Source organism: Kitasatospora sp. NPDC059973 (assembly GCF_042737525.1).
Taxonomy (GTDB): Bacteria; Actinomycetota; Actinomycetes; order Streptomycetales; family Streptomycetaceae; genus Kitasatospora.
Window position 1 is genome coordinate 14357 of sequence record NZ_JBHWUI010000040.1, and the last position, 20983, is coordinate 35339.

The 20983-nt window shown below is 75.5% G+C and carries 2 protein-coding genes; both read right to left on the reverse strand.

The genetic code is table 11. From position 1 onward, the window contains the following. Positions 1–36: 36 nt before the first annotated feature. A complete protein-coding gene (locus tag ACFWA9_RS13900; protein ID WP_380386727.1) occupies positions 37–11772 on the reverse strand; it encodes an SDR family NAD(P)-dependent oxidoreductase in 11736 nt (3911 codons plus the stop codon). Next, positions 11765–20968, reverse strand: coding sequence for an SDR family NAD(P)-dependent oxidoreductase (locus ACFWA9_RS13905; RefSeq protein WP_380386730.1), 9204 nt, complete (start codon positions 20966–20968; stop codon positions 11765–11767). The genes ACFWA9_RS13900 and ACFWA9_RS13905 overlap by 8 nt, the downstream gene beginning before the upstream one ends. Positions 20969–20983 lie beyond the last annotated feature (15 nt).

The window sequence follows — 20983 nt, forward strand, 5'->3', positions numbered from 1 at the left end:
GGGCGGGCGGACCGGCCGGGCGGTCGGGGCGCGGCGTCATGTCGCGCTGCCGAACGCGCGGGCGATCAGGTCTTCGGCGTCCATGCCGTCGAGCCGGTCGAGCTCGTCCTCCGCGACGGGCGCCGGGTCGGGCGTCGGGTCGGACGCCGGGTCGGGCGCCGACACAGCGGACGGCTCGGAGGGCGGCCCGGCGTCCGCCGCGGGGGCCGGGGCCTCCTCGGCGAGGCCCAACAGCACGTCGAGCAGGCCCAGTTCCCGCAGCCGGTCGAGCGGCAGCGCGGCGAGGGTCCGGCGGATCCCGTCCTCGTCGGCGCCGGTACCGGGCACCGCGGCGGCGACGGCCCCGGGTGCCTCCCCGTCGGGGAAGAGCTCCCGCCGCAGCCGCTCGGCGAGTTCGCGCGCGCTCGGGCTCTCGAAGACCACGGTGGCGGGCAGCCGCAGCCCGGTAGCCGTGTTCAGCCGGTTGCGCAGCTCGACGGCGGTCAGCGAGTCGAAGCCGAGGTCCTTGAAGGGACGGTCCGCCCCCACCAGGTCCGGCCCGTCGTGGCCGAGCACGGTGGCGGCGTGGCCCCGGACCGCCCGCAGCAGGACGCGGGTGCGTTCGGCCGCGGGCAGCCTGGTCAGCCGCAGGACGAGCGAACCGTCCTCCGGCCGGCCGGTGCCGGCCGTCCGGCGCGCCGGGGCGACCAGCTCGCGCAGCAGCGGGGGGACGTCCCCGCCGCGCTCGCGCAGGCCGGCCAGGTCGAGCGGCGCGGCCACCAGCGTCGACCGGTCCAGCCGGACCGCGGCGTCGAACAGGGCGAGGCCCTGCTCCGGGGTCATCCCGAGGGCGCCGCTCCTGGCCAGCCGGCCGTGGTCGCTCGCGCCGAGGTGTCCGGTCATCCCGCTGCGGGGCTCCCAGAGCCCCCAGGCGAGCGAGAGCGCCGGCCGGCCGGCCTCCCGTCGCCGGGCGGCGAGCGCGTCCAGGAAGGCGTTGGCCGCCGCGTAGTTGGCCTGCCCCGGGCTGCCGAAGACACCGGCGGCCGAGGAGTAGAGGACGAAGGCGGCGAGGTCCTCACCGGCGGTGAGCTCGTGCAGCGCGAGTGCCGCGTCGGCCTTGGGCCGCAGCACCGCGTCCAGCTGCTCGGCGGTCAGGGACTCCACCACGCCGTCGTCGAGCACGCCCGCGGTGTGCACGACGCCGCTCAGTGGCGGTCGGAGCCCGGCGAGCAGCTCCCGCAGCGCGTCGCGGTCGGCGGTGTCGCAGGCCGCGATGGTCACCTCGGCGCCCAGTTCGCGCAGCGAGGCCTCCAGTTCGCCGGCACCCTCGGCCGCCGGGCCACCACGGCTCACCAGCAGCAGATGCCGCACCCCGTACGCCGTCACCAGGTGCCGGGCCAGCAGCGACCCCAGCGTGCCGGTACCACCGGTGACCAGCACCGTGCCCTCGGGGCCCAGCTGCCGGGGGACGGTCAGCACGACCTTGCCGACCAGCTTGGCCTGGCTCAGCTGCCGGAAGGCCTCGGGTGCCCGCCGGACGTCCCAGCAGGTCGTCGGCAGCGGCGACAGCACGCCCTGCTCGAAGAGGTCCACCAGTTCGGCCAGCATCTGCTGGATCCGGTCCGGTCCGGCGGCCGCCACCAGGTCGAACGCCCGGTAGGTCACACCCGGGTGCGCGGCGGCCACCTCGCCGGCGGCGCGGACGTCGGTCTTGCCCAGCTCGACGAACCTTCCGCCGCGGGGCAGCAGGCGCAGCGAGGCGTCGACGAACTCCCCCGCGAGGCAGTCCAGGACGACGTCCATCCCGCGCCCGCCGCTGGCCGCCAGGAACGCCTGCTCGAAGCCGGTGGTCCGCGAGTCGGCGATGCGGTCGTCGTCGAGGCCGAGCGAGCGCAGCGCCGGCCACTTGCCCCGGCCGGCCGTGCCGTAGACCTCGGCGCCCCGGTGCCGGGCCAGTTGCACGGCGGCCGTTCCGACCCCGCCGGCGGCGGCGTGGATCAGCACCGACTCGCCGGGGCGCAGGCCGGCCAGGTCGTACAGGGCGTAGTAGGCCGTCAGGAAGGCGACCGGCATGGCCGCCGCCTCGGCGAACGACCAGCCCTCGGGAATCCGGGCCACCAGCCGGGCATCGGCCACCGCGACCGGTCCGAAGGACCGGGGCAGCATGCCGAGGACGCGGTCCCCGGGGGCGAAGCCGGTCACCCCCGGGCCGGTCTCCAGCACCACCCCGGCGCCCTCGCCGCCGAGGTACGCCGCCGGGTCCGGGTACATCCCCAGCGCGACCAGGGTGTCGCGGAAGTTCAGTCCGGCCGCGCGGACCGCGATCCGCAGCTCGCCGGCGGCCAGCGGCGCGAGCGCCTCGGGGTGCGGGGCGAACGCCAGGCCCTCCAGGGTGCCCGACGCGTCGGCGGTCAGGTGCCAGGCGGGCGTGTCGGGCCGCTCAGGCGTGGCGGGCAGCGCAGGCGTATCGGGCAGTGCCAGTTCACCCCGGGCCGCCACCGCCCGGGCCAGCCGGGGCGCGTGCAGTTCGCCGTCGCGGAACGCGAGTTGGGGCTCGCCGGTGGCGACGGCGGCGTCCAGCAGCCCGGGGGCGGCCGGATCGTCGTCGAGGTCGACGAGGACGAACCGGCCGGGGTGCTCGGCCTGGGCGGAGCGGAGCAGCCCCAGCACGGCGGCGCCCACCGGGTCCGGCGCGCCGTCCGTCGCCCGGGCGGCCACCGCACCGCGGGTCACCACGGCCAGCGGGCCCGCGTCGGCGGGGGTTTCGGCCAGCCTGGCCCGGACCTCCGTCAGTGCGTGCCGGACGGCGTCCCGGACCGCCCGGGCCGGGTTGGCGTCGCCCGCCGCGGTGACCATGATCCGCGCCGTCCGCGCGACCGGTCCGGCCGGGAGCGGCAGCGGCTGCCAGGCCACGTCGAAGAGCGCGTCGGGGGCCACCGCCTCGCGCTGCCCGAGCGCGCCGCCCGGGATCTCCCGGACCAGCAGCGAGGCCGCCGAGGCCACCGGACGGCCGTCCTCGTCGGCGACCAGCAGCGACACGCTGTCCTCACCGGTCGGCACCAGCCGGACCCGCAGCGCCGTGGCGCCCGAGGCGTGCAGGCGGAACCCGCTCCACGAGAAGGGGAGCCGGGCGGCGCCGCCGACGCCCTGGAGCGCCCAGGCGTGCAGGGCGCTGTCCAGCAGGGCGGGGTGCAGTCCGTAGCGCCCGGCCCCGGCGCGCTCGGACTCCGGGAGGCCGACCTCGGCGAAGAGCTCCGGACCGCGCCGCCAGAGGGTCCGCAGGCCGCGGAACGCCGGTCCGTAGCGGTACCCGGCCTCGTCGAGGCCCTCGTAGAAGCCCGCGGTGTCCACCGCGACCGCACCGGCGGGGGGCCAGACGGCCAGGTCGGCCGGCTCCTCCACGGGGTCGGCCGGGGCGAGGGTCCCGGAGGCGTGCCTGGTCCACGGCCGCCCCTCGCCCGGGCGGGCGTGGACGGTCACCGTGCGCCGTCCGGTGTCGTCGGCGTCCCCGACCGCGACCTGGATGCCGACCGCCGCCCGCTCGGGCAGCGCCAGCGGCGCCTCGATGACCAGGTCCTCGACGACCGGGCAGCCGGCCTCGTCACCGGCCCGGACGGCCAGCTCGACGAAGGCCGTCCCCGGCAGCAGCACCGTCTCCCGCACGGCGTGGTCGGCGAGCCACGGGTGGCCGCGCCGCGACAGCCGGCCGGTGAGCAGCAGGCCGTCACCGCCCGCCGGGGCGACCACGGCGCCGAGCAGCGGATGGCCGGCGTCCCCCAGCCCGAGGCCGGCGGCCGAGCCGCCCTGCTCGTCCGCCGCGGTCCGCACCCAGTAGCGGCGGCGCTGGAAGGCGTAGGTGGGCAGCTCGACCGGGCGGCCGCCGGCGGTGGCGGCGCTCCAGTCGACCGGCACACCGGCGGTCCAGAGCCCGGCCACCGAGGCCAGCAAGCGCTCCGGCCCGCCCTCGTCGCGGCGCAGCGTGCCCGTCACGGTGGCCGTACCCTCCGTGCTCTCGACGGTGTCCTGGATGCTGGTGGTCAGCACCGGGTGGGGGCTGACCTCGACGAAGACCCGGTGGTCGTCGTCGAGCAGCGCCCGGGTGGCGGCCTCGAACTCGACCGGCTGCCGCAGATTGGCGTACCAGTAGGCGGCGTCCAGCTCCCGCCCCTCCATCGTCTTCCCGGTCGTCGAGGAGTAGAACGGCACCTCGGCCGGGCCCGGCTCGACCGGCGCGAGCACCGCCAGCAGTTCCTCGCGCAACCGCTCCACCTGCGAGGTGTGCGAGGCGTAGTCCACCGGAATCCGCCGGGCCCGCACCCCGCCCTCCTGGCAATGCGTCACAAGCTCGTCCAACGCCTCCGGTTCACCGGCCACCACCGTCCCCGCCGGGCCGTTCAGCGCCGCCACCTGGATCCGGTCCCGCCAGCCGACGATCAACTCACCCACCTCACCGGCAGGCAGCGGAACGGACACCATCCCACCCTGCCCGGCCAACCCGGTCAACGCCCGACTGCGCAACGCCACGACCCGCGCCGCGTCCGACAGCGACAACGCACCCGCCACACACGCCGCCGCGATCTCCCCCTGCGAATGCCCCACCACCGCCGACGGCTCCACACCGTACGAACGCCACAACGCCGCCAACGACACCATCACCGCGAACAGCACCGGCTGCACCACATCCACCCGCTCCAACGACGGAGCACCGGGCGCGCCCCGCAGCACATCGAGCAGATCCCAGTCGACGAACGGCCCCAACGCCTCCGCACACTCCGCCAACCGCGCCGCGAAGACCTCCGACTCCGCCAACAGCTCCACACCCATCCCGACCCACTGCGAACCCTGCCCCGGGAAGACGAACACCACCCGGTCGTCGGCCGTCGCCCGGGCCCGCACCGTCGCGGCGGCGGGCCGGCCCTCGGCCAGCGCGTCCAGGCCGTGCAGCAGGGCCGCCCGGTCCGCGCCCAGGACCGCGGCCCGCTCGGGCAGCGCCGCCCGGGTGACCGCCAGCGCGTGGCCGACGTCCCGCACGCCCAGCTCCGGCCGCTCCCGCAGATGCGCCGCCAGCCGGCCGGCCTGAGCCCGCAGGGCGCCCTCGTCAGCACCCGACAGCAGCCACGGCACCACACCGTCCCCGCTCGCCTCCGCCGACTCCGACGGCTCCGGCGGCGCCTGCTCCAGCACCACATGCGCGTTGGTCCCGCTGATCCCGAACGAGGACACCGCCGAACGCCTCGGCCGCCCCGTCTCCGGCCACGGCCGCGCCCGCGTCAACAGCTCCACCGCACCCGACGACCAGTCCACCTGCCCCGTCGGCTCCGCCACGTGCAGCGTCTTCGGCAGCACCCCGTGCCGCATCGCCTGGATCATCTTGATCATTCCGGCGGCGCCGGCGGCGCCCTGGGTGTGGCCGAGGTTCGACTTCACCGAGCCCAGCCAGAGCGGTTCCGCCTCTCCGCGGTCCTGGCCGTACGTCGCCAGCAGCGCCTGCGCCTCGATCGGATCGCCCAGCACCGTTCCGGTGCCGTGCGCCTCGACGGCGTCCACGCCGTCGGCGGCGACCCCGGCGTTGGCCAGCGCCTGCCGGATCACCCGCTGCTGCGCCGGTCCGTTCGGCGCCGACAGCCCGTTGCTCGCCCCGTCCTGGTTGACCGCGCTGCCCCGGACCACCGCGAGCACCCGGTGTCCGTGGCGGCGCGCGTCGGAGAGCCGCTCCAGGACCAGCAGGCCGACCCCCTCGGACCAGCCGGTGCCGTCGGCCGTCGCGGAGAACGGCTTGCACCGCCCGTCCGCCGCCAGCCCGCGCTGCCGGGAGAAACCGGTGAACGCGGCCGGCGTGGTCATCACGGTCACACCGCCGGCCAGCGCCAGCGAGCACTCGCCCGAGCGCAGCGAACGGCTCGCCAGGTGCACCGCCACCAGGGCGGACGAGCAGGCGGTGTCGACGGTGATCGCCGGGCCCTCCAGCCCGAGCGTGTAGGAGATCCGGCCCGACGCGACGCTGCCCGCGCCGCCCGTACCCGCGTAGGCCTCCAGCTCGGACGCCCCCTCGGCCCGGTCGAGCAGCGCGCCGTACTCGTGGTAGAGCAGCCCCGCGAACACCCCGGTGTCGCTGCCCCGCAGCGCCGCCGGGTCGATGCCCGCGTGCTCGAACGCCTCCCAGGAGGCCTCCAGCAGCAGCCGCTGCTGCGGGTCCATCGCCAGCGCCTCGCGCGGCGAGATGCCGAAGAACTCCGCGTCGAACTCCCCGGGGTCGGCGAGGAACGCGCCCGCGTCGACGTAGCTCTTGCCCGGACGGTCCGGGTCCGGGTCGAACAGCGTGTCGAGGTCCCAGCCCCGGTTCTCGGGGAAGCTCCCGACCACGTCCCGGCCCGCCGCGACCGTCTCCCAGAGGTCCTGCGGCGAGTCGATGCCGCCCGGGAAGCGGCAGGACATGCCGACGATCGCGATGGGCTCGTCCTGCGCCTCGGCGGCGAGTGCGGCCGGGCGGGCGCCCTCGGCCTCGCCGAACAGCTCGGCCTCCAGCCGCCGCGCCAGCACAGTCGGCGTCGGATGGTCGAACACCAGGGTGGCCGGCAGCCGGAGCCCGGTGGCCGTGGCGAGCCGGTTGCGCAGCTCCACCGCGGTCAGCGAGTCGAAGCCCAACTCGCGGAAGGCGAGCGCCGGTTCGATCCCGGAGCCGGTGCTGTGACCGAGCACCGTCGCGGCGTGCGCGCGCACCAGCTCCAGCAGGGCCCGACCGCGCTCACCCGCCGGCCGGCCGGCGAGCCGCTCCGTCAGGGTGCCGGCCGCCCGGCCCTCGGCGGCGGCCCGGGCCACCCGCCGCCCCGGCCGGACCAGGCCGCGCAGCAGGGCGGGGACGGTCGCGTCCGCGGACCGCAGCCCGGCCAGGTCGAGCGCCATCGGCACCAGCACCGCCTCGTCGGCCGCGAGCGCGGCGTCGAACAGCGCGAGCCCCTGCTCCGAGGAGAACGGCCGCACGCCGCTCCGGGCGATCCGGCGGTGGTCGGCCAGGTCGAGGTGGCCGGTCAGCCCGCTGGCCTCGGCCCACAGGCCCCAGGCCAGCGACACGGCGGGCAGCCCCTGCGCCCGCCGCGCCCCGGCGAGCGCGTCCAGGGCGGCGTTGGCAGCCGCGTAGGAGGCCTGGCCGGCGCCGCCGAGCACGCCCGCGGCGGAGGAGAAGAGGACGAACGCGGCGAGGTCCTCGCCGGCGGTGAGCTCGTGCAGCGCGAGCGCGGCATCGATCTTGGGCCGCAGGACGGCCGCCAGCCGCTCCGGCGTCAGCCCGGCCACCAGGCCGTCGTCCAGTACCCCGGCGGCGTGCAGCACACCGGTCAGCGGGCGCCGGAGGCCGGCGAGCAGCTCCCGCAGCGCGTCGCGGTCCGTGGTGTCGCAGGCCGCGATGGTCACCTCGGCGCCCAGTTCGCGCAGCGAGGCCTCCAGTTCGCCGGCGCCCGGGGCCGCCGGACCACCGCGGCCCACCAGCAGCAGATGCCGCACCCCGTACGCCGTCACCAGGTGCCGGGCCAGCAGCGACCCCAGCGTGCCGGTACCACCGGTGACCAGCACCGTGCCCTCGGGATCGAACCGCGGCCCCGGCGCGCCGCCCTCGGACGGGATCGCCCGGACCAGCCGGGGCATCAGCACCTCGCCCGCCCGGACGGCCAGTTGGGGCTCCTCGGAGGCGAGGACGGCGGGCGGCAGGAGCGGCACTGCGGCGGGTTCGTCGACGTCCACCAGGAGCAGGCGCCCCGGGTGTTCGGCCTGCGCGGAGCGCACCAGCCCCCAGACGGCCGCGCCGGCCGGGTCCGCGGCCTCGCCCGGCCGGACGGCGGTCGCGGAGCGCGTCACCACCACCAGCCGGTGGTCCGCCGACCGTTCGTCGGCCAGCCAGGAGCGCAGGGTGTCGAGCGCCCGCCGGGCCAGCAGGTGCACGGCCGCCGCCCCCTCCTCCCCGGGCTCGGGGTAGTGCTCGACGACCACGGCCGGGGCCGGGGCCGCCGCCTCCGGCGCACCGGGCGCCGGCGCCCATGCGATCCGGTAGAGGGAGTCCCCGGCGGCGGCGCCCGCCGCGCCGAACTCCTCGGCGGAGAGCGGGCGCAGGGCCAGCGACCGGGCGGTCGCCACCGGCTGCCCGGCGGGGTCGGCGACGGACAGGGCCATCCGGTCCGGTCCGTCCGGCCGCAGCCGAACGCGCAGGGCCGAAGCGCCCACCGCGTGGACGCGCACCTCGTTCCAGGCGAACGGCAGTCGGGTGGCGATCGGGGCGCCGGGACGGGCTACCGCGTCGGTCCCAGCGCCTGAGGCTGAGCCTGCGTCCGCGTCGGCGTCCGCGTCGGCGCCGGTCAGGAAGGTGGCGTGCAGGGCCGCGTCCAGCAGCGCCGGGTGGAGCCCGTACCGGCCCGCCTCGGCCGACTGCTCCTCGTCCAGGCCGACCTCGGCGAACACCTCGTCGCCACGGCGCCAGGCGGCGCGCAGCCCCCGGAAGGCGGGCCCGTAGTGGTAGCCCGCCGCCACCAGCCGCTCGTACAGCCCGGCGGTCTCCAGGGCCACCGCGCCGGGCGGCGGCCACACTTCGGCGTCGAAGGCCTCCGGGGACCGGTCCGCGGCCGAGCCGGCGGCCGCCAGCACGGCGGTGGCATGGCGGGTCCACGGCTCCTCGCCGCCCCGGTCCGGGCGGGTGTGGACTCCGACCTGCCGCACCCCGGACGGCTGGGCGGCGCCCACCCGCACCTGCAACTGGAGACCGCCCTGTTCGGGCAGCACCAGCGGCCGCTCGATGACCAGCTCGTCGAGCAGCTCGCACCCCACCTGGTCACCGGCCCGGACGGCCAGTTCGACGAAGGCGGTGCCCGGCAGGATGGCGGTGCCCGCCACGGCGTGGTCGGCCAGCCAGGGGTGGGTGTCCAGCGAGAGCCGGTTGGTGAACAGGACTTCGTCGCTGTCGGCCGGTTCGATCACCGCGCCGAGCAGCGGATGGTCCGCCGTGCCGAGCCCCGCGCCGGTCAGTCCGCCGCCCGTGAGCCCGGAGGCGTTCAGCCAGTAGCGCTGCCGCTGGAACGGATAGGTCGGCAGCTCCACCCGCCGTGCGGGCGGGCCGCCGAAGGCCGCCGCCCAGTCCACCGGCCGGCCCTGGACGTGCACCTCGGCGAGCGAGCCGAGGAACCGGGCGGGCCCGCCGTCGTCGCGGCGGAGCGAGCCGGTCACGATGCCCTGGATCCCGGCCGCCTCCAGCGTCTCCTGGAGGCTCGCCGTCAGCACCGGGTGCGGACTGACCTCGACGAAGACGCCGTGGCCCTGCTCCGCCAGCGCCCGGGTCGCGGGCTCGAAGGCGACGGTCCGACGCAGGTTGCGGTACCAGTAGTCGGCGTCGAGCTCGGCGCCGGTCAGCCAGCGCTCCTCGACCGTCGAGTAGAACGGCACCTCGGCCGGGCCCGGCTCGACCGGCGCGAGCACCGCCAGCAGTTCCTCGCGCAACCGCTCCACCTGCGAGGTGTGCGAGGCGTAGTCCACCGGAATCCGCCGGGCCCGCACCCCGCCCTCCTGGCAATGCGTCACAAGCTCGTCCAGCGCCGCCGGTTCACCGGCCACCACCGTCCCCGCCGGGCCGTTCAGCGCCGCCACCTGGATCCGGTCCCGCCAGCGGACGATCAACTCACCGACCTCACCGGCGGGCAGCGGAACGGACACCATCCCACCGCGCCCGGCCAACCCGGTCAACGCCCGACTGCGCAACGCCACGACCCGCGCCGCATCCGACAGCGACAACGCACCCGCCACACACGCCGCCGCGATCTCCCCCTGCGAATGCCCCACCACCGCCGACGGCTCCACACCGTACGAACGCCACAACGCCGCCAACGACACCATCACCGCGAACAGCACCGGCTGCACCACATCCACCCGCTCCAACGACGGAGCACCGGGCGCGCCACGCAGCACATCGAGCAGATCCCAGTCGACGAACGGCCCCAACGCCTCCGCACACTCCGCCAACCGCGCCGCGAAGACCTCCGACTCCGCCAACAGCTCCACACCCATCCCGACCCACTGCGCACCCTGCCCCGGGAAGACGAACACCGTCCGGCCCGAGCCGGGGCCCGCCGCCACGCCGCGGACCACACCCGGCGCCGGGGAGTCCCCGGCCACGGCGTCGAGGCCGCGCAGCAGGCTGTCCGTGTCGGTCCCGAGCACTACCGCACGGTGCTCCAGAACGGCCCGGGTGGTCGCCAGCGCATGGCCGACCGCCGCCGGATCCTCGACCCGGCCCGCCCCGAGGGCCGAACGCAGGCGCGCGGCCTGCTCGCGGAGCGCGGGCGCGCTGCGCGCCGACAGCAGCCACGGCACCACGGCGGGCCCCGGCACCGGCGCGACCGCGGCCGGCGCCTCCCCCGGCTCCGCGTCCACCGGGGCCGGGGCCTGTTCGAGGACGACGTGCGCGTTGGTCCCGCTCATGCCGAACGACGAGACGCCGGCCCGGCGCGGGTGCTCCCCCGCCGGCCACGGCCGGGCCTCGGTGAGCAGCCGGAGCGCGCCCGAGGACCAGTCGATGTGCGGGGACGGCTCCTCGGCGTGCAACGTCCTCGGCAGGACCTCCTTCCGCATCGCCATCACCATCTTGATCACCCCGGAGACGCCGGCCGCCCCCTGGGCGTGGCCGACGTTGGACTTCAGCGAGCCCAGCCAGAGCGGCTGCTCCGCCGGCCGGTCCCGGCCGTAGGTGGCGAGCAGGGCCTGGGCCTCGATCGGGTCACCGAGCTTCGTCCCCGTGCCGTGCGCCTCGACCACGTCCACCTCGGCGGCGGACAGCCGGGCGTCGGCCAGGGCCCGCCGGATCACCCGCTGCTGGGCGGGGCCGTTCGGCGCGGACAGCCCGTTGGACCGGCCGTCCTGGTTGACCGCCGACCCGCGCACCACCGCCAGGACGTGATGCCCGTTGCGGCGCGCGTCCGACAGCCGCTCGACCAGCAGCAGCCCGACGCCCTCGGCCATCCCGAAGCCGTCCGCGCCGGCCCCGAAGGCCCGGCAGCGCCCGTCGGTGGACAGACCGCGCAGCCGGGAGAAGCGGACGAACTCCTCGGGGGTGAGCATCACCGTCACCCCGCCGGCCAGCGCCAGCGAGCACTCGCCCGACCGCAGCGACTGGACGGCCAGGTGCAGGGCGACCAGGGAGGAGGAGCAGGCGGTGTCGACCGTCACCGCGGGGCCTTCCAGGCCCAGGGTGTAGGAGATCCGGCCCGAGGCGACACTGGCGGCGCTGCCGGTGCCGACGTGCCCCTCCAGATCGGCCGGGATCTGCGCACCGCGCCGCGCGTAGTCGCCGTAGACCACGCCGGCGAACACCCCGGTGTCGGTCCCGCGCACCGACACCGGATCGATGCCCGCGTGCTCGAACGCCTCCCAGGCGGTCTCCAGCAGCAGCCGCTGCTGCGGGTCCATCGCCAGCGCCTCGCGCGGCGAGATGCCGAAGAACGCGGCGTCGAACTCGGCGGCCTCGTGCAGGAACCCGCCGGCCCGGACGTAGGAGCGGCCCGGTACGTCGGGGTCCGGGTCGTAGAAGTCGGTGAGGTCCCAACCGCGGTTGACGGGCAGCCCCGAGATCACGTCGGAGCCGGCCGCCACCAGGTCCCACAGGCCCTCGGGCGAGGTGACGCCGCCGGGCAGCCGGCAGGCCATGCCGACGATCGCGATCGGCTCCTGCCGGCTGTCCTCCACCTCCCGCAGGCGGTCGCGGGTCTCGCGCAGCTCGGCGGTCACCCGGTTGAGGAAGTAGCGCATCCGGTCGTCATTCATGAGCGTTTCCCTCTGCGGAGTGATCGGGCTGGTAGATGCCGAACTCGTCGCCGAGGAGCCCGATCAGCTCGTCGTCGGTCACGGCTTCGAGTTCGGTGACGGTGTCGGCGGGACCGTCGGCGCGCGACGCGGTGGCGCGCCAGCCGGCCAGCAGGTCCTGGAGGCGGTCGCCGACCGCCTGGCGTTCGGCCACCGCGAGCGAGGCGGCGGACAGGACCGCCGCCAGCCGGTCCAGTTCGGCCAGGACCGGCACCACGGTGGTGTCGGGGCGCGGGGCCAGTTCGGCGTGCAGGTGGTCGGCGAGCGCCGCCGGGGTCGGATGGTCGTAGATCAGGGTGGCGGTCAGCCGCAGGCCGGTCGCGATCCGCAGGCGATTGCGCAGTTCGACGGCGGTGAGCGAGTCGAAGCCGAGGTCCTTGAACGGCTGGTCGGGCTCGATCGCGTCCGGCGAGGAGTGCCGCAGGACGGTCGCGATCACCGGCCGGACCAGCGCCAGCAGGGCGCCGGGCCGCTCGGCCTCCGGCAGCTCCGCCAGGCGGCGGGCCAGCGCGGCCGCCGGGTCGTCCGACGGGTCGGCGACCACCGGGCCGGACGGCGCCGGCACGGGCCGTTCGGCGCGGAGCCCGCCAAACAGGGGCAGCCGCCAGGCCGGGTCGTCCCAGGCGCAGTGCAGGACGGCGACGGAGGTCTCGTCGTGGTCCAGGATCCCCCCGAGGGCGTCCAGGGCCAGCTCCGGGTCGAGGTCCCGGGCCCCGTGCCGGCGGATCCGGTCCTCGTCGCCGGGGGCGGCCGTGACGGCACCGTCCCAGTGGCCCCAGGCGATCGCGGTGGCGGGCAGGCCGTCCGCCCGCCGCTGGTGCGCCAGCGCGTCCAGATAGGCGTTGCCCGGTGCGTAGTTGGCGTGACCGGCCAGGCCGCAGACGCCGGCGAAGGAGGAGAACAGGACGAAGGCGGAGAGGTCCAGGCCCTCGGTCAGCTCGTGCAGCACCCGGGCACCGCCCACCTTGACCCGCAGCACGTACTCCATCTGATGGACCGTCAAGGAATCGACCAGGGCGTCGTCGAGCAGCGTGGCGGCGTGGAACACGGCCGTGAGCGGGTGCTCCCCGGGCAGCCCGGCCAGCAGCGCGCCCACCGCGGCCCGGTCGGACACCTCGCACCGGTGGGCGCTCACCCGGGCGCCGGAGGCGGTCAGCTCGGCGAGGAACTCGGCGTCCTCGAAGGCGTCCTCGCTCAGCAGCAGCAGGTGTTCGGCACCGTCGGCGGCCAGTCGCCGGGCGAGGTGACGGCCGAGCGCGCCGGTGGCACCCGTGATCAGCACAGTGCCGCCGGGCTTCCAGTCACGCACCGCCGGACGGCCCGCCAGCGGCGCCCGCTCCAACCGGCGGACGGACAACCCCGCAGCCCGGACCGCCAGTTCGTCCTCACCATGCCCACCCAGCAGGGCAGTGACCGTGGCCCGCGCCAGATCGACGCCGGGCGAATCCGGCACATCCACCACACCACCCCAACGGTCCGGCAGCTCCGCGGCGACCACCCGGCCCAGACCCCAGAGCATCGCCTGCTCCGGACCGGACACCCGCTCACCACCACCCACCGCCACCGCGCCCCGCGTCACACACCACAACGGCGCCGCCACACCCACGTCCTCCAACGCCTGCACCAACGCCACCGACGCCGCCAGACCCCACGGCACCGACCCACCACCGGCCACCGCACCCGGCCCACCGCCCAGCAGCGACACCACCCCCGCCGGCTCACGCCCCTTCAACGACGCCGCCAACGAGTCACGCCCAACCGCGCCGTCCACCACCAACACACCGGCATCCACACCGACTTCGGCGAACGCCGACACCAGCGCCGACCCCCAACCCCCGTCCGCGCCACCCTCCGGCACCACCAGCAGCCACGCACCCCCCGGCACCACCGCCGGAACCGCGTCCAACGACCGCCACACCACGCGATACCGCAACGCATCCACCGCACTCAACGGCGAAACACCCGAACCCACCACCGACGGCTCCAGCCAGAACCGCTCACCCTGGAACGCATACGTCGGCAACTCCACCCGACGCCCACCCCCCGCGGCCACACCCCAGTCCACCGGCACACCACGCACCCACACCTCGGCCACCGACGCGAGGAAACGCCCAAGCCCACCCTCGTTCCGCCGCAACGACCCGACCACCACGGCTTCTCCGCCGTGCTCCTCCAACGTCTCCTCGACGGCCAGGCTCAGCACCGGGTGCGCACTGCTCTCGACGAACGCCCGGAACTCGTCGGCCGCACAGGCCCGCACGGCCGCCGCGAACGCCACCGGTTCCCGCAGGTTCCGGTACCAGTACTCCGCGTCCAGCATCGCCGTGTCCACCCGGCCGCCGGTCACCGACGAGTAGAACGGCACCTCCGCCGACCGGGCGGCGACCTCGCCCAGGGCGTCGAGCAGTCGGCCCCGGACGGTCTCGACCTGCACGGAGTGCGAGGCGTAGTCGACCGGGATCCGACGCGCCCGCACCCCCCGCGCCTCACAGTCCGCCAGCAGCCCGTCCAGCGCCGCCGGCTCTCCCGACACCACCACCGAGCCGGGCCCGTTCACCGCCGCCACCGACAACCGGCCCTCCGCGGCGGCCACCCACTCCCCCGCCTCGACCGGGCTGAGCGCCAGCGACACCATCCCGCCCCGGCCCGCGAGGGCGTCCGCGATCACCTGGCTGCGCAAGGCCACGATCCGCGCCGCGTCCACCAAGGAGAGCGCACCCGCCACACAGGCGGCCGCGATCTCCCCCTGTGAATGGCCGACGACCGCCGACGGCTCGACACCGTAGGAACGCCACAGCTCGGCCAGTGCGACCATCACCGCGAAGGACACCGGCTGGACCACATCCACCCGCTCCAGCGACGGCGCGCCGGGCACGCCACGCACCGCATCGAGCAGATCCCAACCGACGAACGGCCGCAACGCCTCCGCGCACTCCGCCAACCGCGCCGCGAACACCGGCGAGGAATCCAGCAACTCCCGTCCCATGCCTACCCACTGCGCTCCCTGACCCGGGAACACGAACACCACCCCCGCGTCATGCGGCAGGTCGGCCGCGCCCTCGACGACCCCCGCTGCCGGCGAGACCCCGCCCACGGCGCGCAGACCGAGCAGCGCCTTGGCCCGGTCCTCCGCGACGACGACGGCCCGGCGCTCCAGCCGCGCACGCCCCGAGGCCAGCGAGTAGGCCACGTCCGGCACACCCAGGTCGTCCCGTGCCTCCCACCAGTCGGCCAACCGCGCGCCCTGCGCGCGCAATGCCGACCCGCCCCGCGCGGAGACGACCAGCGGCACCACCCCCGGCCCCGACGACGCGGCCGACGGCTCCTCCAGCGGTGCCTGCTCCAGCACCACATGCGCATTGGTCCCGCTGATCCCGAAGGAGGAGACAGCCGCCCGACGCGGCCGCTCCCCCGAAGAACCCCACTCCCGGGCCTCCGTCAGCAACTCCACCGCGCCCGAGGACCAGTCGATGTGCGGCGAGGGCTGCTCGGCGTGCAGCGTCATCGGCAGCACACCCGCCCGCATCGCCGACACCATCTTGATCACACCCGCCACCCCGGCGGCCGCCTGGGTGTGCCCGATGTTCGACTTCACCGAGCCCAGCCAGAGCGGTGCTCCCCCGGCGCGGTCCTGACCGTAGGTGGCCAGCAGGGCCTGCGCCTCGATCGGGTCACCCAGGGTGGTGCCCGTACCGTGGGCCTCCACCACGTCCACATCCCGCCCGGACAGTCCGGCGTTCGCCAGCGCCTGCCGGATCACCCGCTGCTGCGAAGGACCGTTCGGCGCCGTCAGCCCGTTCGACGCACCGTCCTGGTTCACCGCACTGCCCCGCACCACCGCCAGCACCGGATGCCCCAACCGCCGCGCGTCCGACAGCCGCTCCACCAACAGCACCCCGACACCCTCGGCCATACCGAACCCCTCGGCATCCACCGAGAAGGAACGGCACCGACCGTCCCTCGACAGCCCCCGCTGCCGCGAGAACTCCACGAACATCCCCGGAGTCGACATCACCGTCACCCCGCCGGCCAGCGCCAGGTCGCACTCACCCGACCGCAACGACTGCACCGCCAGGTGCAACGCCACCAACGACGACGAACACGCCGTGTCCACCGTCACCGCCGGCCCCTCCAACCCCAACGCGTACGAGACCCGGCCCGAGAGCACGCTGCCCGCGCTGCCCGTCACCGCGTAGCCCTCGACCTCGGTCGACGCCTCTCGCAGCAGGGTCGTGTAGTCCTGCATGCTGAGGCCCGCGAAAACGCCGGTCCTGCTGCCCCGGGCCGAATCGGGGTCGATCCCCGCCCGTTCGAAGGCCTCCCACGAGGTCTCCAGCAGCAACCGCTGCTGCGGGTCCATCGCCAGCGCCTCCCGCGGCGAGATCCCGAAGAACCCCGCGTCGAACTCGGTGGCGGCGTCCAGGAATCCGCCGGCCCGGACGTAGGACCGCCCGGACGCGTCGGGGTCGGCGTCGTACAGGCCCTCGACGTCCCAGCCGCGGTCCGCGGGCAGCGCGGAGATCGCGTCCGTCCCCGCGTCGAGCAGCCGCCACAGGTCCTCCGGCGAGCGCACGCCACCGGGGTACCGGCAGCTCATCCCGACGATCACGACGGGCTCGTCGGATCCGGCCGTCACCGGACGGGCGGCCGGGAAGGCCGGCTGGTGCCCGAAGAGTTCCGCGTGCAGGTGGTCGGCGAGCGCCGCCGGGGTCGGATGGTCGTAGATCAGGGTGGCGGTCAGCCGCAGGCCGGTCGCGGTCCGCAGGCGGTTGCGCAGTTCGACGGCGGTGAGCGAGTCGAAGCCGAGCTCCTTGAAGGCGCGGCTCGGTAGGACGGTGTCGTCGGAGGAGTGCCGCAGGACGGAGGCGACCACCTGGCGGACGGTGTCCAGCAGGGCCTTCCGCTGCTCCTCGGCGGAGCGTCCGGCCAGGCGGCGGGCCAGGTCCGGGGACTCCTCGGCGGAGGTCGCGGGCGTCCGCTCCGGAGCGGCCACCGGGCGATCGGCGGCGAGCAGGTCACTCAGCAGCGGGACCGGCCTGGCGCCCGCGCCGAGCCCGGTGCCGTCCCAGCGGGTGCTGAAGACGGCGACCGCGGTCTCGTCGTGGTCGAGGATCCCCGCGAGCGCGTCCAGCGCCAACTCCGGCCGGAAGGTCAGCACACCGCGTCGCCGGATCTGCTCCTCGATGGCGGGTGCGGCGATGCCGCCGCCGTCCCAGTGGCCCCAGGCGATCGCGGTGGCGGGCAGGCCGTCCGCCCGCCGCTGGTGGGCCAGTGCGTCCAGATAGGCGTTGCCCGGTGCGTAGTTGGCGTGACCGGCCAGGCCGCACGTCCCGGCGATCGAGGAGAACAGGACGAAGGCGGAGAGGTCCAGACCTGCGGTCAGCTCGTGCAGCACCCGGGCACCGCCGACCTTGACGCGGAGCACGTGCTCCATCTGATGGGCGGTCAGGTCACCGATCAGGGCGTCGTCGAGCAGGGCGGCCGTGTGGAACACGGCGGTGAGCGGGTGCTCCGCCGGCAGCGCGGCCAGCACCTCGGCGACCGCATCCCGGTCGGCCACGTCACAGGCGGCCACGGTGACCTTCGCGCCGAGCCCCGTGAGCTCCGCTTCGAACGCCTCGGCGCCGGGTGCGGCACGACCGCTCCGACTCAGCAGCAGCAGGTGTTCGGCACCGTCGGCGGCCAGTCGCCGGGCGAGGTGACGGCCGAGCGCGCCGGTGGCACCCGTGATCAGCACAGTGCCGCCGGGCTTCCAGTCACGCACCGCCGGACGGCCCGCCAGCGGCGCCCGCTCCAACCGGCGGACGGACAACCCCGCAGCCCGGACCGCCAGTTCGTCCTCACCATGGCCGCCGATCAGGGCGGTGACCGTGGCCCGCGCCAGATCGACGCCGGGCGAATCCGGCACATCCACCACACCACCCCAACGGTCCGGCAGCTCCGCGGCGACCACCCGGCCCAGACCCCAGAGCATCGCCTGCTCCGGCCCGGACACCCGCTCACCACCACCCACCGCCACCGCGCCCCGCGTCACACACCACAACGGCGCCGCCACACCCACGTCCTCCAACGCCTGCACCAACGCCACCGACGCCGCCAGACCCCACGGCACCGACCCACCACCGGCCACCGCACCCGGCCCACCGCCCAGCAGCGACACCACCCCCGCCGGCTCACGCCCCTTCAGCGACGCCGCCAACGAGTCACGCCCAACCGCGCCGTCCACCACCAACACAGCCGCATCCACACCGACTTCGGCGAACGCCGACACCAGCGCCGACCCCCAGCCACCGTCGGCGCCGCCCTCCGGCACCACCAGCAGCCACGCACCCCCCGGCACCACCGCCGGAACCGCGTCCAACGGCCGCCACACCACGCGATACCGCAACGCATCCACCGCACTCAACGGCGAAACACCCGAACCCACCACCGACGGCTCCAGCCAGAACCGCTCACCCTGGAACGCATACGTCGGCAACTCCACCCGACGCCCACCGCCCGTGGCCACACCCCAGTCCACCGGCACACCACGCACCCACACCTCGGCCACCGACGCGAGGAAACGCCCAAGCCCACCCTCGTTCCGCCGCAACGACCCGACCACCACGGCGTCGACCGTCTCCTCGATGCCCGGGCGCAGGACCGGGTGGGGGCTGACCTCGATGAAGACGCCGTGGCCCTGTGCGGAGAGCCGGTGGACGGCCTGGTCGAAGCGCACGGTCTCGCGCAGGTTGCGGTACCAGTAGTCGGCGTCGATCCCCTCGGTGTCCAGGAGGTCCCCGGTGACGGTGGAGTAGAACGCCACCTCCGAGGCCGCCGCGCGGTCCGGGCCGAGCGCGGCGAGCAGGTGCTCCCGGACGGTCTCGACCTGTGCGGAGTGCGAGGCGTAGTCGACCGGGATCCGGCGCGCCCGCACTCCCCGCGCCTCACAGTCCGCCAGCAGCCCCTCCAACGCCGCCGGCTCCCCCGACACCACCACCGACCCCGGCCCGTTCACCGCCGCCACCGACAACCGGCCCTCCGCGGCAGCCACCAACTCCCCCGCCTCGACCGGGCTCAACGCCAACGACACCATCCCGCCCAGCCCCGCCAACCGCTCCGCGATCACCCGGCTGCGCAACGCCACGATCCGCGCCGCCTCCGACAGCGACAACGCACCCGCCACACACGCCGCCGCGATCTCCCCCTGCGAATGCCCCACCACCGCCGACGGCTCCACACCGTACGAACGCCACAACGCCGCCAGCGACACCATCACCGCGAACGACACCGGCTGCACCACATCCACCCGCTCCAGCGAAGGCGCGCCCGCAACCCCCCGCACCACATCGAGCAGATCCCAACCGACGAACGGCCCCAACGCCTCCGCACACTCCGCCAACCGCGCCGCGAACACCGGCGAGGAATCCAACAACTCCCCACCCATCCCCGCCCACTGCGCCCCCTGACCCGGGAACACGAACACCACGCCGGAGGCGTCCGGCAGATCGGCCGTACCCTCCACCAGCGCGGGCGACGGCTCGCCCGAAGCCAGCGCACGGACGCCCGCCAGCGCCTGGGCCCGGTCCCCTGCCACGATCACGGCCCGGCGCTCCAGCCGCGCACGCCCCGAGGCCAGCGAATAGGCCACATCCGGCACACCCAGGCCGTCCCGCGCCTCCCACCAGTCGGCCAACCGCGCCGCCTGCGCGCGCAACGCCGACCCGCCCCGCGCGGACACGACCAGCGGCACCACCCCCGGCCCCGACGACGCGGCCGACGGCTCCTCCACCGGCGCCTGCTCCAGCACCACATGCGCGTTCGTCCCGCTGATCCCGAAGGAGGAGACAGCCGCCCGACGCGGCCGCTCCCCCGAAGAACCCCACTCCCGGGCCTCCGTCAGCAACTCCACCGACCCCGCGTCCCAGTCCACTTCCGGCGAGGGCTCGTCGGCGTGCAGCGTCCTCGGCAGCACACCCGCCCGCATCGCCGACACCATCTTGATCACACCCGCCACCCCGGCGGCCGCCTGCGGATGCCCGATGTTGGACTTGACCGACCCGAGGTACAACGGCCGGTCCGCCGGGCGGTCCTGGCCGTAGGTGGCGAGCAGCGCGTGGGCCTCGATCGGGTCGCCGAGGCGGGTCCCGGTGCCATGGGCCTCCACCACGTCCACGTCCGGCGCGGACAGTCCGGCGTTCGCCAGCGCCTGCCGGATCACCCGCTGCTGCGAAGGACCGTTCGGCGCCGTCAGACCGTTCGACGCACCGTCCTGGTTCACCGCACTGCCCCGCACCACCGCCAGCACCGGATGCCCCAACCGCCGCGCGTCCGACAGCCGCTCCACCAACAGGACACCAACGCCCTCGGCCATACCGAACCCCTCGGCATCCACCGAGAAGGAACGGCACCGACCGTCCCTCGACAACCCCCGCTGCCGCGAGAACTCCACGAACATCCCCGGAGTCGACATCACCGTCACCCCACCGGCCAACGCCAGGTCGCACTCACCCGACCGCAACGACTGCACCGCCAGGTGCAACGCCACCAACGACGACGAACACGCCGTGTCCACCGTCACCGCCGGCCCCTCCAACCCCAACGCGTACGAGACCCGGCCCGAGAGCACGCTGAGCGTGTTGCCCGTCAGCAGGTAGCCGGCGAGGTCGTCCGCGCCCTCGTGCAGCCGGGGGCCGTACTCCTGGGAGAGCGCCCCGGCGAAGACGCCCGTCCGACTCCCCCGCAGCGAGTCCGGGTCGATCCCCGCCCGCTCCACCGCCTCCCACGAGGTCTCCAGCAGCAACCGCTGCTGCGGGTCCATCGCCAGCGCCTCCCGCGGCGAGATCCCGAAGAACCCCGCGTCGAACTCGGCCACCGCGTCCAGGAACCCACCGGCCCGCACATAGCTGGACCCCGGCCGCCCGGCCTCCGGATCGAACAGTGCCTCGTTGTCCCAGCCGCGGTCGGTCGGCAGCGGCCCGACGGCGTCCCCGCCGTCGACCACCAGCCGCCACAGGTCCTCCGGCGACCGCACCCCGCCGGGGTACCGGCAGCCGATGCCCACCACGGCCACCGGCTCGCCCGACGCGGCCTCCGCCGCCCGCAGCCGCTCCCTGGTCTGCCGCAGGTCGGCCGAGACACGCTTCAGGTAGTCGAGGAGCTTCTCTTCGTTATCCATCGGGAATCCGTCCAA